This is a genomic window from Pseudomonas sp. NMI760_13, assembly GCF_021283245.1.
In the GTDB taxonomy this organism is placed as follows: Bacteria; Pseudomonadota; Gammaproteobacteria; order Pseudomonadales; family Pseudomonadaceae; genus Aquipseudomonas; species Aquipseudomonas peradeniyensis.
On the sequence record NZ_JAJSRC010000042.1, the window covers coordinates 1 to 13,707 of the forward strand.

Annotated in this window: 14 protein-coding genes; 2 read left to right on the plus strand and 12 right to left on the minus strand. The window is 62.3% G+C overall.

Translation table 11 applies throughout. From position 1 onward, the window contains the following. Positions 1-210: 210 nt before the first annotated feature. The 4 genes from LU671_RS27310 to LU671_RS27325 form a co-directional block, all read right to left on the minus strand. The gene (locus LU671_RS27310; RefSeq protein WP_203647539.1) at positions 211-771 is read right to left on the minus strand and encodes a DUF1285 domain-containing protein; all 561 of its coding nucleotides are present in this window, start codon (positions 769-771) and stop codon (positions 211-213) included. A gap of 11 nt (positions 772-782) precedes the next feature. Then, the gene (locus LU671_RS27315; protein WP_050704713.1) at positions 783-1,388 is read right to left on the minus strand and encodes a DUF4823 domain-containing protein; all 606 of its coding nucleotides are present in this window, start codon (positions 1,386-1,388) and stop codon (positions 783-785) included. A 66-nt stretch (positions 1,389-1,454) separates the two neighbouring features. Continuing rightward, positions 1,455-2,423 (minus strand): GTP 3',8-cyclase MoaA, encoded by a 969-nt coding sequence (locus tag LU671_RS27320; protein ID WP_232857540.1) that lies wholly within the window; start codon positions 2,421-2,423, stop codon positions 1,455-1,457. A gap of 129 nt (positions 2,424-2,552) precedes the next feature. Then, entirely contained in the window at positions 2,553-3,188 is a 636-nt protein-coding gene (locus LU671_RS27325; protein ID WP_011532895.1) for a TetR/AcrR family transcriptional regulator, read from the minus strand. 74 nt (positions 3,189-3,262) lie between these two features. Between LU671_RS27325 and LU671_RS27330 the strand changes: the two genes are divergently transcribed. Then, positions 3,263-4,396: an aminotransferase class V-fold PLP-dependent enzyme gene (locus tag LU671_RS27330; RefSeq protein WP_232857541.1), complete on the plus strand. Its 1,134-nt coding sequence runs from the start codon at positions 3,263-3,265 to the stop codon at positions 4,394-4,396. Positions 4,397-4,740: 344 nt separating this feature from the next. On the opposite strand, the gene LU671_RS27335 is transcribed toward LU671_RS27330, so the two are convergent. After that, positions 4,741-5,523, minus strand: coding sequence for a TatD family hydrolase (locus tag LU671_RS27335; RefSeq protein WP_232857542.1), 783 nt, complete (start codon positions 5,521-5,523; stop codon positions 4,741-4,743). 33 nt (positions 5,524-5,556) lie between these two features. Next, the gene (locus LU671_RS27340) at positions 5,557-6,543 is read right to left on the minus strand and encodes a DNA polymerase III subunit delta' (RefSeq protein WP_232857543.1); all 987 of its coding nucleotides are present in this window, start codon (positions 6,541-6,543) and stop codon (positions 5,557-5,559) included. Between the two features lie 137 nt (positions 6,544-6,680). On the opposite strand from LU671_RS27340, the gene LU671_RS27345 reads away from it, so the two are divergent. Continuing rightward, entirely contained in the window at positions 6,681-7,505 is an 825-nt protein-coding gene (locus LU671_RS27345; protein ID WP_232857549.1) for a deoxynucleotide monophosphate kinase family protein, read from the plus strand. Here LU671_RS27345 and LU671_RS27350 read toward each other — a convergent pair. From LU671_RS27350 to acpP, 6 genes are all read right to left on the minus strand, one after another. After that, positions 7,453-8,349 (minus strand): HNH endonuclease, encoded by an 897-nt coding sequence (locus LU671_RS27350; RefSeq protein ID WP_232857550.1) that lies wholly within the window; start codon positions 8,347-8,349, stop codon positions 7,453-7,455. The two genes, LU671_RS27345 and LU671_RS27350, sit on opposite strands and share 53 nt — an antisense overlap. After that, positions 8,350-9,708: an AAA family ATPase gene (locus LU671_RS27355; RefSeq protein WP_232857552.1), complete on the minus strand. Its 1,359-nt coding sequence runs from the start codon at positions 9,706-9,708 to the stop codon at positions 8,350-8,352. A gap of 228 nt (positions 9,709-9,936) precedes the next feature. Beyond that, complete coding sequence (mltG, locus tag LU671_RS27360; protein ID WP_232857553.1) at positions 9,937-11,061, minus strand: endolytic transglycosylase MltG; 1,125 nt, start codon at positions 11,059-11,061, stop codon at positions 9,937-9,939. Positions 11,062-11,064: 3 nt separating this feature from the next. Continuing rightward, positions 11,065-11,880, minus strand: coding sequence for an aminodeoxychorismate lyase (gene pabC / locus LU671_RS27365; protein ID WP_203647545.1), 816 nt, complete (start codon positions 11,878-11,880; stop codon positions 11,065-11,067). Then, on the minus strand, positions 11,880-13,124 hold the full coding sequence (gene fabF, locus LU671_RS27370; RefSeq protein ID WP_232857555.1) for a beta-ketoacyl-ACP synthase II: 1,245 nt from the start codon (positions 13,122-13,124) through the stop codon (positions 11,880-11,882). Before fabF ends, pabC begins: the two co-directional genes overlap by 1 nt. 162 nt (positions 13,125-13,286) lie before the next feature. Beyond that, positions 13,287-13,523 (minus strand): acyl carrier protein, encoded by a 237-nt coding sequence (acpP, locus tag LU671_RS27375; protein WP_028690990.1) that lies wholly within the window; start codon positions 13,521-13,523, stop codon positions 13,287-13,289. Positions 13,524-13,707 lie beyond the last annotated feature (184 nt).

Genomic DNA, 13,707 nt, shown 5'->3' on the forward strand with positions numbered 1-13,707 from the left:
ACAACGGCTCTCTTTCCGCCCCCGAGATCTGGTTTCAGGTAAATCTGGCGAGGCGACAACTATCCTGACACCGGGGGATCAAGATCAAGATCAAGATCAAGATCAAGATCAAGATCAAGATCAAGATCAAGATCAAGATCAAGATCAAGAAATATGAGTTGATTGCTGGGCTGTTGTATCTGTAATGAAACGGGGATTCAGAAACAGTTATTATATACTACGCCCAATCGGATAGAACTCACCCCGACTCCAAACTCCAAGCCAAACTTCCCCATCAATCTCCCGCGCCACCGCCAGTTCCACCAACTGATAGAACACATTGCGATGAATCAACGCCTCGAGGTTGCTGCGCATCAGCACATACGGAGAAGGCTCCTGGGTAACCGGATCAAGCTCAACCCGCAGGGGATTCTCAGGCCCAGCCTCGACCTGATCGTCGACATTGCTGGTAAACCGCAACACCTGCTGCTCCCCACTGCCCTCGACATCCAGCAGCACGGCAACAAATGGCGCATCATCGACCCGGATCCCGACCTTCTCCACCGGCGTGACCAGGAAGTAATCGTCCCCGTCACGCCGAATGATGGTGGAGAACAACCGCACCATCGGCTTGCGCCCGATCGGCGTCCCCAGGTAGTACCAGGTCCCGTTCCGGGCGATCCGCATGTCGATGTCACCGCAGAAGTCCGGGTTCCACAGGTGCACCGGGGGCAGCCCCTTGTGCGCGGGGATCTGCGCCAGCAGATCGTTGGCCTTGCCGGAATCGCTCATGACGCGCTCGCTCAGTTGCTCATGCCCAGAAGACTACGAGCGTACTCGCGCATCGGCGCGGCAAGCAAATCCTGTGGCGTGTTGTCGTGGAACGTCAACAAACCGCCGCGGCTCTTGATGCGCGCGGTGTCGATCAGGTAGCGGGTGCTGGTCTCGATCAGCATCATCTGCACCACGCCACGGTCCCAGCCCAGGCGATCGACAGCCTGCTCGTCATACCACTCGTCACCGTTGCCGATACGGTCGTCGGTGCGGGCGAAACGGGTGTACAACACATAGTCGGCACCCACCGCGCGGGCCTCGGCGATCGCGTCTTCCAGACCCAGCGGGCCCTGGGCGCGACGCACCAGAGGGAAGTACTCGACGAAGCTCTTGAAGGCCTCCTCGGCCACCGCGTTCTGCTGCGGCACCGGCCCCTTGCCCGGCGGCACGAAGGCGCCCTGGCCGATGAAGATGAACGAGTCCGGCTGCAGACGGATCGACAGGGTACGGGTGGTGTCGCTGTGGTCCAGCAGGCCCGCATCACTCATGTGGTAACGGACGCCCTCGCCCATATCGCTGACATTCATGCAGCCGCCCAACGCCATCAGCGCCAGCAGCAAGACCAGGCTACGCATCTTTCCTCCAGAAACCGGTGACGAAAAACCGGCGAATAGCCGCGGGATGCAGCTTTTGCGCCAGAGTCAGCCGCCGATCACCTTCATCACCATCACATCGCCGGAAAACGCCACATCCTGCTTGTCCGCCAGGGCCTTCACCAGCAGCCGCTGCAGCGCCGGAAGCGCCTGATGACGGGGCTTGTCGAGCAGGTCGCCGACAAAGTGACGGTTACTCGACGACAGGCAGCCATGCAGCCAGCCGGTGGACGACAGGCGCAGGCGCGAACAGGTGCGGCAGAACGGCACGCTCTCGTTGGCGATCACGCCGAAATGGCCCTTGCCGGGAATGCGGTAGCGCAGGGCCGTGGCATCCAGCGGGCGCGGCGCCTGCTCATAGCTGTGTGACTGACCGATCAACGCCAGCAGTTGCTCAAGGCCGACGAACTGCTGCAGGAAAGCATTGCCGTCGCGCGCCAGGTGGCCCATGCGCATCAGCTCGATGAAGCGCAGCTCGTAGCCGCGTTCGAGGCAGTAGTCGAGCAAAGGCAGCACCTGATCGAGGTTCTGCCCGCGCATGGGCACCATGTTGACCTTGATCGCCATGCCCGCGGCGCTGGCCTGCGCCATGCCCGCCAAGACGCTGGCCAGGTCGCCACCCCGGGCGATCCCGCGAAAGGTACTGGCGTCGAGGGTGTCGAGGGAAACGTTGAGCCGGCGGATGCCGGCATCGCGCAGCAGCGGCAGCTTGCGGGTGAGCAGCTGGCCGTTGGTGGTCAGGCTGATGTCGTCGAGCCCCAGGCCCGCCACCGCGCCGAGAAAGGCTTCCAGCCTTGGACTGACCAGCGGCTCGCCGCCGGTGATGCGCAGCCGTTCGGCCCCGGCCGCCTCCACCAGGTAGGCCACGCCCCGGGCCAGGGCATCCGCCGTGAGCTCGTCCTGCGCCGCCACCAGGCGCTTGCCATCGGGCACGCAGTAGGTGCAGGCATAGTTGCAGGCAGCAGTCAGGCTGACGCGCAGGTTGCGAAAGCGCCTGCCTTGACGATCGACGATCATGGATGACTCCGGCGTGGAAGATTCTGGCGGGCAAAACCTGACTCAAAAATCAGGTTTTTGCAAGCCTTCCCGGCGAAGCCTTGAGCGAAGGCGCCCGCCGGATGTGCGGTGGGCGCTGCTTGAACGGCTTTAGTTCGCGGCTTCCGGATCGCGCTTGCGCTTGTTGCCCATGCGCACGCCGATGTCCATGAGGAACTGGAAGAAACCTTCCTGATCCTCGAGCACATTGCTCCAGAACGGCGAGTGGTACAGCGCCACCGCGCCATGGACCAGCGCCCAGGCCGCACAGTAGTGGAAGTACGGCGGCACGTCCTCGAGCTTGCCCTCGCTGATGCGCCCCTTGATCAACTGGGTGAGGCGATCAAAGTTGGAGGCGCGGATGCTGTGCAGCTGCTCCACCATTTCCGGCACCTGGTTGCCCTTGACCACCTTCTCTTCCAGGCGGTCGAACAGCCGGTAGCGCTGCGGGTCGCGCATGCGGAACTCGAAGTAGGCACGCGACAGGGCTTCCTTGTCACGGTCGACGTCGGCCGAATGCAACAGCTCATTCAGGTCGCGCTCGTAGTCGAGCATCAGGCGCAGGTAGATCTCCGCCTTGGACTTGAAGTGCTTGTAGATCGTGCCTTTGCCGATACCCACGGCGTCGGCGATCATCTCGACGGTGACGCTGTCTTCACCTTGTTCGAGAAACAGCTTGAGCGCCGTGTCGAGGATCTCTTGTTCGCGACGGCGAAACTCACGGACCTTGCGAGGTTCTTTCTGCATAAAGAAGGACTGGGATGACAATCGAAGCGGATTATTATGCCTAACTGGCGGCAAATTGCACGGATCTTCCAACCATGTCTGTGTTTCTTGATGAGTTCGAGCAGGCGCCGGGCCTGTGCTACCTGAATCACGCGGCGATCGCCCCCTGGCCGCGGCGGACCGCCGAGGTCGTGGCGCGCTTCGCCCAGGAAAACGTGCGTCTGGGCGCCCGCGAGTATCCGGCCTGGCTGGCCACCGAGCGCCGCCTGCGCGAGCGCCTGGCACGCCTGCTGAATGCGCCCAGCACCGGCGACATCGCCCTGGTGGGCAACACCTCCCAGGCGCTGTCGCTGGTGGCCTTCGGCCTCGACTGGCGGCCCGGCGACCAGGTCGTCATCAGCGACGAGGAGTTCCCCTCCAACCGCGTGGTCTGGCAGGCCCTGGCTGATCGCGGGGTCGAAGTGGTCGAGGCAGGCCTGGCCGTCGCCGATCCGGAAGCGGCACTGCTCGCCGCCTGCGGCCCGCGAACGCGCTTGCTGTCGGTCAGCGCCGTGCAGTTCGCCAGCGGCCTGCGCCTGGACCTGGCACGCCTGGGCGCCGCCTGTCGCCAACGCGGCGTGCTGTTCTGCGTCGACGCGATCCAGCAGGTCGGCGCCCTGCCCTTCGATGTGCAGCACTACCAATGCGACTTCGCCATGGCCGACGGCCACAAGTGGATGCTCGGCCCCGAGGGGCTGGGAGTGTTCTATTGCCGCAGCGAGCTGCGCCGGCAGTTGAAGCTGCACGCTTATGGCTGGCACATGCTCGAACACCTTGGCGATTTCGAACGCCGCCAGTGGCAACCGGCGCGCAGTGCGCGGCGCTTCGAGTGCGGCAGCCCGAACATGCTCGGCGCCTGCGCACTGGAGGCCAGCCTGTCGCTGCTGGAGGAGGTTGGCATGACGGTGGTCGCCGAACAGCTGGGGCAGCGGGTCGAGCAGCTGCATCAAGGGCTGACGGCCATCCCCGGGGCGCAGTTGCATAGCCCGGATGATCCTTCACGGCGGGCCGGCATCGTCAGTTTCAGCCTGGATGGTCATGCCAACGCCGACATTTATCGAGCCCTGAGCAAAAACGGGGTGATATGCGCCGTACGCGGCCCCGGGGTACGGTTTTCCCCACATTTCTATACCGACCGCCGCCTGATCGACGAAGTACTGCGACAGGTCCGACAGATTGCCATGCATTGAACGCGCAAGGGACTGCGGACGTATTCCAAATCTGTTTAAAAAACGATCAATCACTGCTGGCGGGGCGCCAATCCTGGCCAATACTTGAAGTGTTGGCGCGGCGCATACCCCCAAGTGGCGCGCCGATAAAGGTACCCAGGGAGCGTGTGCCTTTGTTTTACTCCTAATGGTCTTAACCCGGATTCCCCCCCCAGAACCCGGGTTTTTTTTGCCCGGTTCGGGGTGCATGGGGAGGCGGCTTCAGATTTGCCTGGGCCAATGCTATCGCGGGGCAAGCCCGCTCCCACGAGTTCGATCATTACGTGGGAGCGGGCTTGCCCCGCGATAGCGTCAGCACGGCGACCTCAGATTACCCTTGCCAGCGGGAACAGTCGCTTGAAGTTGCTGGTCGTCTGCTCGGCCAACTGCTCGTAGCTCACCCCACGCAACGACGCCACATACTCGGCCACTTCCCGCACGTACTGCGGCAGGTTCGGCTTGCCGCGGTGCGGGATCGGCGCCAGGTACGGCGAGTCGGTCTCCACCAGCAGGCGATCCACCGGCACCTGCCGGGCCACCTCGCGCAAGGCGTCGGCATTGCGGAAGGTGACGATGCCGGACAGCGAAATGTAGTAGCCCAGGTCGAGCGCGGCCTTGGCCATCGGCCAGTCCTCGGTGAAGCAGTGCAGCACCCCGGCCTGGGGCAGGTTGGCCTCGCGCAGCAGCGCCAGGGTGTCCTCGCGGGCCGCCCGGGTGTGCACGATGACCGGCTTGCCGGTCTGCCGCGAAGCCTCCAGGTGCAGGCGGAACGAGGCCTGCTGCAGTTCGGCGGCCTCTGGCTCGTAGTGGTAGTCCAGCCCGGTCTCGCCAATGGCCACAGCATGGGGGTGGGCCAGTTCGCGCAACAGCCACTCCAGGGCCGGCGTTTCCCCGGGCGCCAGGTCGAGCGGGTGCACGCCCACCGAGCAGTCCACGTCGGCGTAGCGCTCGCTTAGCGCCTTGACCGCGCCGGCGTTCTCGGCGCTCACGCCGATGCACAGGAAGTGCCCTACTCCGCGCTCACGGGCCGCCTGCAGGGCGGCGTCGAGGGAGCCCTGGTGGGCGCTCAGGTCGAGACGGTCGAGGTGGCAATGGGAATCTACGAGCATGGGAACACGACACACATGAATGAACGGTGGAAATCAGCGCATGCCCGGCAGCTGCACCCAATGGGCGAGCAAGGCTTCGAGCAGCAGTACACGGTTGAGGTTGGCCTTGCCCAGCACCTTCTGGCGCTGCTCGAGGATCCACGCCTGGACCTCCAGCACCTTGCCCTGGCGGCTCTTCTGCGCCAGGTACTGCAGCACCTTGCGCATGTCGGCCAAGCCTAGTCCTTCCTCATCCTGGGTCAACTGGTAGCGCAGGATCAGGTGCGACCAGTCGCAGAACCAGTCGAACAGCAACAGCAACGGCACGCTGTTCCAGGCCTCGGCCAGTTGGCTGGGCGACTGCTGCTGCTTGAGCAGCTTCTTCACCCCCTCGGTCACCAGCGCCCGCTGCTCGCGCACGCCCTGGGCCTGCAGGCTCACGGCCATCAGCGGCGAACCGGCGGCCAGGGTCAGCAGCTCCTCGCGCTCCTCCTCGCCACTGTCGGCAAGGGCGGCGGCCAGCCAGGCGCGGCTCTGCTCCAGGCTCGGCTGCGGGCAGGCAACCTGCTGGCAGCGGCTCTTGATGGTCGGCAGCAGGCGGCTGGGCTGGTGGCTGACCAGCAGTAGCACGGTATCGCCGGAGGGCTCCTCCAGGCTCTTGAGCAGGGCGTTGGAGGCATTGATGTTCATCGCCTCCACCGGCTCGATCAGCACCACCTTGCGCCCGCCCTGCTGGGCGGTCTGCACCACGAATGACACCAGATCACGCACCTGGTCGATCTTGATCGGCTTGTCGGCCTCTTCCGGCTCCAGTACGAAGTTGTCCGGGTGGCTGCCGGCCTTGAGCAACAGGCACGACTTGCATTGGCCGCAAGCATCCAGGCCCTGCGGCTGCTGGCACAGCAGCCGCGCCATCAGGCGCTCGGCCAGTGCGCGCTTGCCGATGCCCTGGGGCCCGTGCAGCAAGTAGGCATGGGCATGCTGGGCGCGCCCGGCCAATTGCTGCCAGAGCGCCTGCTGCCAGGGGTAGGCTTCAGCCATGCGGACCTCTCTTTGAATCTCGACCATACCTGTGCAAACAGGCGCGAGGTTTTGCAATCATTTCACCAGGCAAACTAAAATCGCCGCTAAATCGCGCATTCTAGCGTTTCTCCCTGCCCAAACATACTGGAGACCTCGTGAGGACAATCATCGGCCTGGCCGCCCCCGCCCGATCAGGGAAAGACACCGTTGCCGCCGTACTGCTCAAGCAACCAGGTGTCGCGGCATACGCACTGGCAGACCCCTTGAAAATGGGTTGCCAGGCGCTATGGGGGTTAAGCGACGAGCAGACGTGGTCGGATGATCTTAAAGAGCAGCCCATTGCACTGTGGCAACGTTCGCCACGAGAACTGTTCCAGCAAGTGGGCACCGAGTGGATGCGCGAACGCACTGCCGACCATTGGCTGATGCGCGCAGAGTTGGCCATCAACCCACCTGCCGGTCGGGCGACCGATGACGGTTTTGTCGTCGACCTGAACGCGACGCAGGCCCCGTTCAGACTGGCAGCCCAAGCCTTCTTCGGTTTTAGTGATGCGCAGCTCTGGGACGAACGGCTGAGCGGGCAGATCGATCCTTACTGGTCGATCACACCACGCAGCGCTGTGGAGTTTCTCAGCGCCAGAGCATTGGCGCTGTACAGCGACTATGCAGTTCGACGGGCAGCTTCGACGGTGGCACTCTCACGCCCCCTCTCATCGCTCCCGGATGAGGCCCACACCATCATCATCAAAGATATTCGCTACGAGAACGAAGCAGCTTACCTGCGCCAACACAATGGCAGGATCTGGCACATCAGGCGCCCAAATCCGCAACGGGTAAATCCTCACAGCTCAGAGTCAGGCATCGAGATACAACCGCAAGACATTCTGATCGACAACGACCAGACAATTGATGTGCTCGCCGAACGGGTCATGAGCGCGTGGAAGATGTCGCAGCCTCTGTGCAGCAAGTCAATACCTTGAGGATGCCAGCCGCGTCGTCGGTATCGATATCCTCATCAGCAACAAGGGCCACCAATAGCGCTTCTGCTTTTTCAGCCAGCAGCATGGTGCCTTTGGCGCGAAATTCCACCCAGAGCCGGATCAGCTCATTCGCTACCGGACGGTCGATATCAACTGCCATCTCGACGGCACTGACCGCGTGATCAAAGCTGCACCGCTGCGCCCGGACATCCCCGGCCAGATCCATCACAGCGTCTCTAAGGCTTCCAGCCTGCCGTGCCTTGATCAAGGCACGCACTGCAGCCCTGGAGCTCAGGCCCTCAGCCTGATCGAGCCGGCAAACCCGGATAACGTAATCGCCCTCTGGGGAACGTTGTGTGTAAGTCCAATTCTCGCTTCGACTGATATGGCCGGAATAACGCTGGGTGTATGGGTAAAACCACTGTATGGCAGCAGGGTCAGGATAGGTGTCACTGGTGTAGACATTCGTCCGGTCACGCAAAGGGTCGAAGCTCTTCTTGTACGAGTTGCAGATCTTGCAGATCACCACCATATTCAGTGGTTCATAGGTGAACTGTGAGTAGCCATACGTGTGCTGACGCCGTGCATACTCATTGCTTCTGCCGTTTTCATCCGTACAGTTCTTCGTACCCAGTTTGGGCAATATATGATCCAGTTCTCGATGCCCGACCTCATCCGCCTCGATCGCGAGCTGGCAATAAGCGCAGCGGTAATTCTGAAGCTTCAGCAGCCGGCTGCGGTATGCCTTCAACTCATGGGGTGTCGACCACACGTTTCCTGAATACGCCCGGATCGACGCCAACAGTGGCTCATCTTCGTCAGTGAGCGTGATAGTTTCAAACATTCACCCAACTCCATGCCCGGTGCGCTTGCGCAACTCATCAAGCAGTTGGCTCAAGACGGTCCGCAGCGGATCGACCGGCGGTAGCGAGGCCAGACACTGGGTAAGCTCTTCCTGAAACAGCCGATTTTCTGCAACGCTCATCCGCTTGTCTTCGCGAATGAGTGCCAGCGCAACATCTGCAGTGAGGGTGAAAAAGGGTGCCCGCGACGATGGCACATCGAACGCGGCCTCGTAGACATCAGATGCTCTCCACCCGTAGGTGTCTGGCACACTTCTGGACTCGATGAGCTGCTGACCCGCCTCGTTCACACCAAGGTCGATCAGCGCCTGAACTTGCCCGCAGCCAGGTTCGACACCAGAGGCAATAATAGGCGAATGAGTCACCACCATGGCCTGCGCCCCCCGGAACTCTCTCATGACAGCGTTCAGCGTGGTGATGTACTGCTGTTGCCAAAGAGGGTGCAGGCTATTCTCAGGCTCGTCGATCAACACCAGGCTGCTGTCGGTGATGTGTGCCGCCAACCCGACCAGTCCCGCGAGCCAGCTCCATTGGCCAGAACTGAGATGATCGCCCGGAAGCTCGAGCATACCCTGCCCTTGGCGAGCGCTCTCCGAGTGATGGCTCTGCTTGAAGAATCGTGTCCGGGACACTTCGATAAGGCCTGCGCGTACGAAAACCTCCAGTTCATCAATACCCCAGTCCTTCCAAACCGGCGAAGCAAGGCGAATTTCACCCTTTTCGAACACCAGGCAAGGAGGGGCGTGATCGAACCAATCCAGGAGTTTGAAAATACCATTGATAGTAAAATCAAAACCGCTGACCTTATTGAGTACCGCTTGTAGCCGGGGACTGTGGCGCTCCACAGGGGCCGCCTGACAATAGTCAGCGATGGCTTTCCTGGCATAATCCTCAATGGCGTCCTTTGCCACGTATCTCACACTGAGATGAGCATTAACCCAGTCACTGTCATGCCGCTCCAGCTCTTTTCCAAGCTTGAGGGATATGTCGATTCTTGGCGCGAACCCAACATTATTGAAAACCCGCTCGAATATATGAGCCCTGGCACGGAGCTGATCGGCGTTCAAGAACAAGGCCACCATCAGCGCTCGCTCACTCTGGGCGATACCGGCCATACCGTTTGCCGCGCGCTGCCCCAGGTAGAGGTATCTTGCCTGCCCCTGCTTTTTTTGGCTGCCGAGCATCAGCATCTGCGCCCTTGGGAAACGATCCAGCGGAGTACCCGATATACAGATCACGTTTGCCGGCGCACCGTCCTCCCAGCCGGGCATTGCCAAGTCTGAGTTGCGTTTTTTGCCAGCCGCCATGTCATCCAGGGCCGCTTGAAGAATCTGACGCAAGATAAAACTCTTACGACTGCCATTCTGGCCAATCAATACAGAGATCCAGGTTCCAAATCTGGACGCACGCTCATCGTATAAATCAACGTGAGCGCTCAGTGAAGTATTGGAAATAGCGAAAGATTTTAGCACCTGCTCTCCCTGAGAACTTGACACCCTCGCAGTGTGGCGAGGTAACCGGACCAATACGCGCCGCCGCTGAACGCCACGACGCCATTGTCATAGAGCCTAGGGCTGTTCCGTCGCTGGCGCCGAAGACTTGGAATCAGGCTCTGCAGGTGCAGCGACGTCATCGGCCGGAGCCTCTTCAGGCGCGTTCTGCGGCGCGGGGCTGGAACGGTAATCCGCCCGCCGCTTGAGCTGGAACTCACGCACCGCACTGTTGTGATCGTCCAGGTCGTCGGAGAACACATGACTGCCATCGCCGCGGGCGACGAAGTACAGGCTCGAGCCGTTGCTGGGGTTGAGCGCGGCATGGATCGCCTCGCGCCCGACCATGGCGATCGGCGTCGGCGGCAGGCCGGTCATGGTGTAGGTGTTGTAGGGGGTCGGCTCGCGCAGGTCGGCGCGGGTGATCTTGCCGTTGTAGCGCTCGCCCATGCCATAGATCACGGTCGGGTCGGTCTGCAGCATCATGCCCAGGCGCATGCGCCGCACGAACACGCCGGCGATCTGCCCGCGCTCCTGGGGAATGCCGGTTTCCTTCTCCACCAGCGAGGCCATGATCAGCGCCTGGTACGGGTCGCGATACGGCAGGTCGGTGCTGCGCTCGGCCCATTCCTTGGCCAACACTTCGTCCAGGCGCATATAAGCCTGCTGCAACAGCTCGATGTCACTCATGCCGCGCACGAAGCGATAGGTGTCGGGGAAGAAGCGGCCTTCGGGGAACACACCGGTATGGCCGAGCTTATCCATCACTTCGGCATCGGACAGCCCCTCGAGGGTGTGCTTGAGCTTTTCGTGCTTCGCGACTGCGGCACGCACCTGGCGGAAGGTCCAGCCCTCGACCAGGGTAATGTTGTACTGCACCACGTCGCCGCGCTTCCAGGCGTCGAACAGCTGCCCCACGGTCATGCCCGGGGTCACCCGGTACTCGCCGGTATGCAGCGGCGTGCCCGCCATGTTGAAGCGCCAGTAAAGGCGCAGCCACAGCGGATCGTCGAGCAGGCCTTCGCCCTGCATGCGATAGAACATACGGTTGGGCGTCGTGCCGCTGGGCACGTCGAGCAGGCGCTCCTGCGCCACTTGCAGGGGCTGCTCCAGGACCGAGTTGACCTTCCAGGCGGCCCAGCCCAGTGCCAGGCCGGCGAGGATCAAACTCATTTCCAGCAGCAGCAGGAATTTGCGTCTCACGAATCAGGTATCCAGTAACGTACGGGCAACGGCCTGCAGTTTACGGGTGAGCGGCCCGGCCGGCCAGTTCAGCGCGGCGAATTCACGCACGGGCCAGATGCCGTAGACACTGTTGCAGACGAACACTTCGTCAGCCTGCTCCAGCGCCTCCAGCGGCAAGTCCCGCACCTGGGTGGCAATGCCCAGCAACGCCGCCTGCTCCAGCAACGCCGCGCGCATCACCCCGGCCACGCCGCAACGGCTCAGCTCAGCGGTCAGCAGCACGCCGTCACGCACCAGGAACAGGTTGCTGTACACCCCTTCGATCACCCGCCCTTGGCCGTCACGCATCAAGCCTTCGGCAAACGCCGGATCCTGCCATTCGGCACGGGCCAGCACCTGCTCGAGGCGGTTGAGGTGTTTGAGCCCGGCCAGCAGCGGTTGTTCCGCCAGCCGCGTCTGACAGGCGTACAGGCGCACGCCCTGTTCGGCGTTTTCGGCGGGATAAGCCGGCAAGGGGCTGCCCTGGAGAATGCGCCGCGCCTGGGCGCCAGCCACCGGGGCATAGCCGCGCTGGCTGTCGCCACGGGTCAGGATCAGCTTGGCGACGCCCTCGCCCAGCAACTGGGCGAATTGCAACAGTTCATTGCGAACCAGCGTCAGATCGGCTTCGATCGCCAGGCGCTGGCAACCCAGCGCCAGGCGGTCGAGGTGCAGGGCCAGCAGGCTGGGCCTGCCGCCGCGCACGGCAATGGTCTCGAACAGGCCATCGCCGTAGGCCAGGCCACGATTCTGCAGATTGACCGCAGCCGCGTCCTGGCCATCGATCCAGCTGTGCATCAGTCGGCGAACCGACGGAATACCAGCGAGCCGTTGGTGCCACCAAAGCCGAACGAGTTGGACAGCACCACGTCGATCGGCATGCTGCGCGCCTGGTGCGGCACGAAGTCCAGGTCGCAGCCTTCGTCGGGCTCGTCCAGGTTGATGGTCGGCGGCGCCATCTGGCTGTTGATCGCCAGGACGCTGAAGATCGCCTCCACCGCGCCGGCAGCGCCGAGCAGGTGGCCGGTCATCGACTTGGTCGAACTGACCGCCAGCTTGTAGGCGTGCTCGCCGAACACGCGCTTGATCGCGGCCACTTCGGCAATGTCGCCGGCCGGCGTCGAGGTGCCGTGGGCGTTGATGTAGCTGACGTCCTCAGGCTGGATGCCGGCATCGCGCAAGGCGTTGGCCATGCAGCGGGCGGCACCTTCGCCGGAATCGGGCGGCGAGGTCATGTGGTAGGCGTCACCGCTCATGCCGAAACCGACCAGCTCGGCGTAGATGGTGGCGCCACGGGCCTTGGCATGCTCCAGCTCTTCGAGCACCAGGGCGCCGGCACCGTCGGACAGCACGAAGCCGTCACGGCCCTTGTCCCACGGGCGGCTGGCACGGGCTGGCTCGTCGTTGCGGGTCGACAACGCGCGGGACGCGCCGAAGCCGCCCATGCCCAGGCCGCAGGCGGCCATTTCGGCGCCACCGGCGATCATCACGTCGGCTTCACCGTAAGCGATATTGCGCGCGGCCATGCCGATGCAATGGGTACCGGTGGTGCAGGCGGTGGCGATCGCGTAGTTCGGCCCTTGCAGACCCAGGTGGATCGACAGGAAGCCGGAGATCATGTTGATGATCGAACCCGGCACGAAGAACGGCGAGATCCGGCGCGGCCCTTGCTCGTGCAGGGTCTTGCTGGTCTCTTCGATGTTGGTCAGCCCACCAATGCCCGAACCCATGGCCACGCCGATGCGCTCGCGGTTGGCGTCGGTGATTTCCAGGCCGGCGTTGCGCACCGCCTGGAATCCGGCCGCCAGGCCGTACTGGATGAACAGGTCGAGCTTGCGGGCCTCCTTGGCCGACAGGTACTGCTCGACTTCGAAGCCCTTTACCGAGCCGCCAAAACGGGTGGAGTAGGCAGCCAGATCCGTATGTTCGATCGGACCGATGCCACTGCGGCCAGCCAGAATGCCCTGCCAGGTGCTCGGTACATCGGTACCCAGTGGCGACAGCATACCCATACCAGTGACCACGACGCGTCTACGCGACACAGTACTCTCCTCATTTCCAAATTACAGAGTCTCTTGCCAGTGCACTGGCGCGGCCAATGGCCTGGCAACAGACTCCGCTGATTGCAGGGCTTGCAAAGAAAAAACCGCACGCCGGCGACGGCAGTGCGGTTTTTCCCGACAAGTAGCGTCGACTGAAACGTCTTAGGCCTGGTGGGCGTTGACGTAGTCGATGGCAGCTTGAACGGTAGTGATCTTCTCGGCTTCTTCGTCAGGGATTTCGGTCTCGAATTCCTCTTCCAGAGCCATCACCAGCTCAACGGTGTCAAGCGAATCGGCACCCAGGTCCTCAACGAAGGAAGAGGTGTTCTTCACTTCATCTTCCTTGACGCCCAGTTGCTCGGCGACGATTTTCTTGACGCGTTCTTCGATGGTGCTCATACCTAGTTTTCACTCCTAATGGACATATGTCAGGCAGCTGGCCGGTGACCAAGTTTATAGGAAGACGCCTGCTTTTCAAGCGTAACGCGCCTTCCACCAGGCCACCGGGCCCTCTGCCCGGAATCTGGTTGCAGCTTTATAACGGATTTTAGGCTCGCAGTATGACTCTTTTTTGAAGCAATCC

Coding starts and splice junctions, on each gene's coding strand:
- LU671_RS27310 (WP_203647539.1), bottom strand. CDS start 771: ATGAGCGATTCCGGCAAGGCCAACGATCTGCTGGCGCAGATCCCCGCG.
- LU671_RS27315 (WP_050704713.1), bottom strand. CDS start 1,388: ATGCGTAGCCTGGTCTTGCTGCTGGCGCTGATGGCGTTGGGCGGCTGC.
- LU671_RS27320 (WP_232857540.1), bottom strand. CDS start 2,423: ATGATCGTCGATCGTCAAGGCAGGCGCTTTCGCAACCTGCGCGTCAGC.
- LU671_RS27325 (WP_011532895.1), bottom strand. CDS start 3,188: ATGCAGAAAGAACCTCGCAAGGTCCGTGAGTTTCGCCGTCGCGAACAA.
- LU671_RS27330 (WP_232857541.1), top strand. CDS start 3,263: ATGTCTGTGTTTCTTGATGAGTTCGAGCAGGCGCCGGGCCTGTGCTAC.
- LU671_RS27335 (WP_232857542.1), bottom strand. CDS start 5,523: ATGCTCGTAGATTCCCATTGCCACCTCGACCGTCTCGACCTGAGCGCC.
- LU671_RS27340 (WP_232857543.1), bottom strand. CDS start 6,543: ATGGCTGAAGCCTACCCCTGGCAGCAGGCGCTCTGGCAGCAATTGGCC.
- LU671_RS27350 (WP_232857550.1), bottom strand. CDS start 8,349: ATGTTTGAAACTATCACGCTCACTGACGAAGATGAGCCACTGTTGGCG.
- pabC (WP_203647545.1), bottom strand. CDS start 11,880: ATGCACAGCTGGATCGATGGCCAGGACGCGGCTGCGGTCAATCTGCAG.
- acpP (WP_028690990.1), bottom strand. CDS start 13,523: ATGAGCACCATCGAAGAACGCGTCAAGAAAATCGTCGCCGAGCAACTG.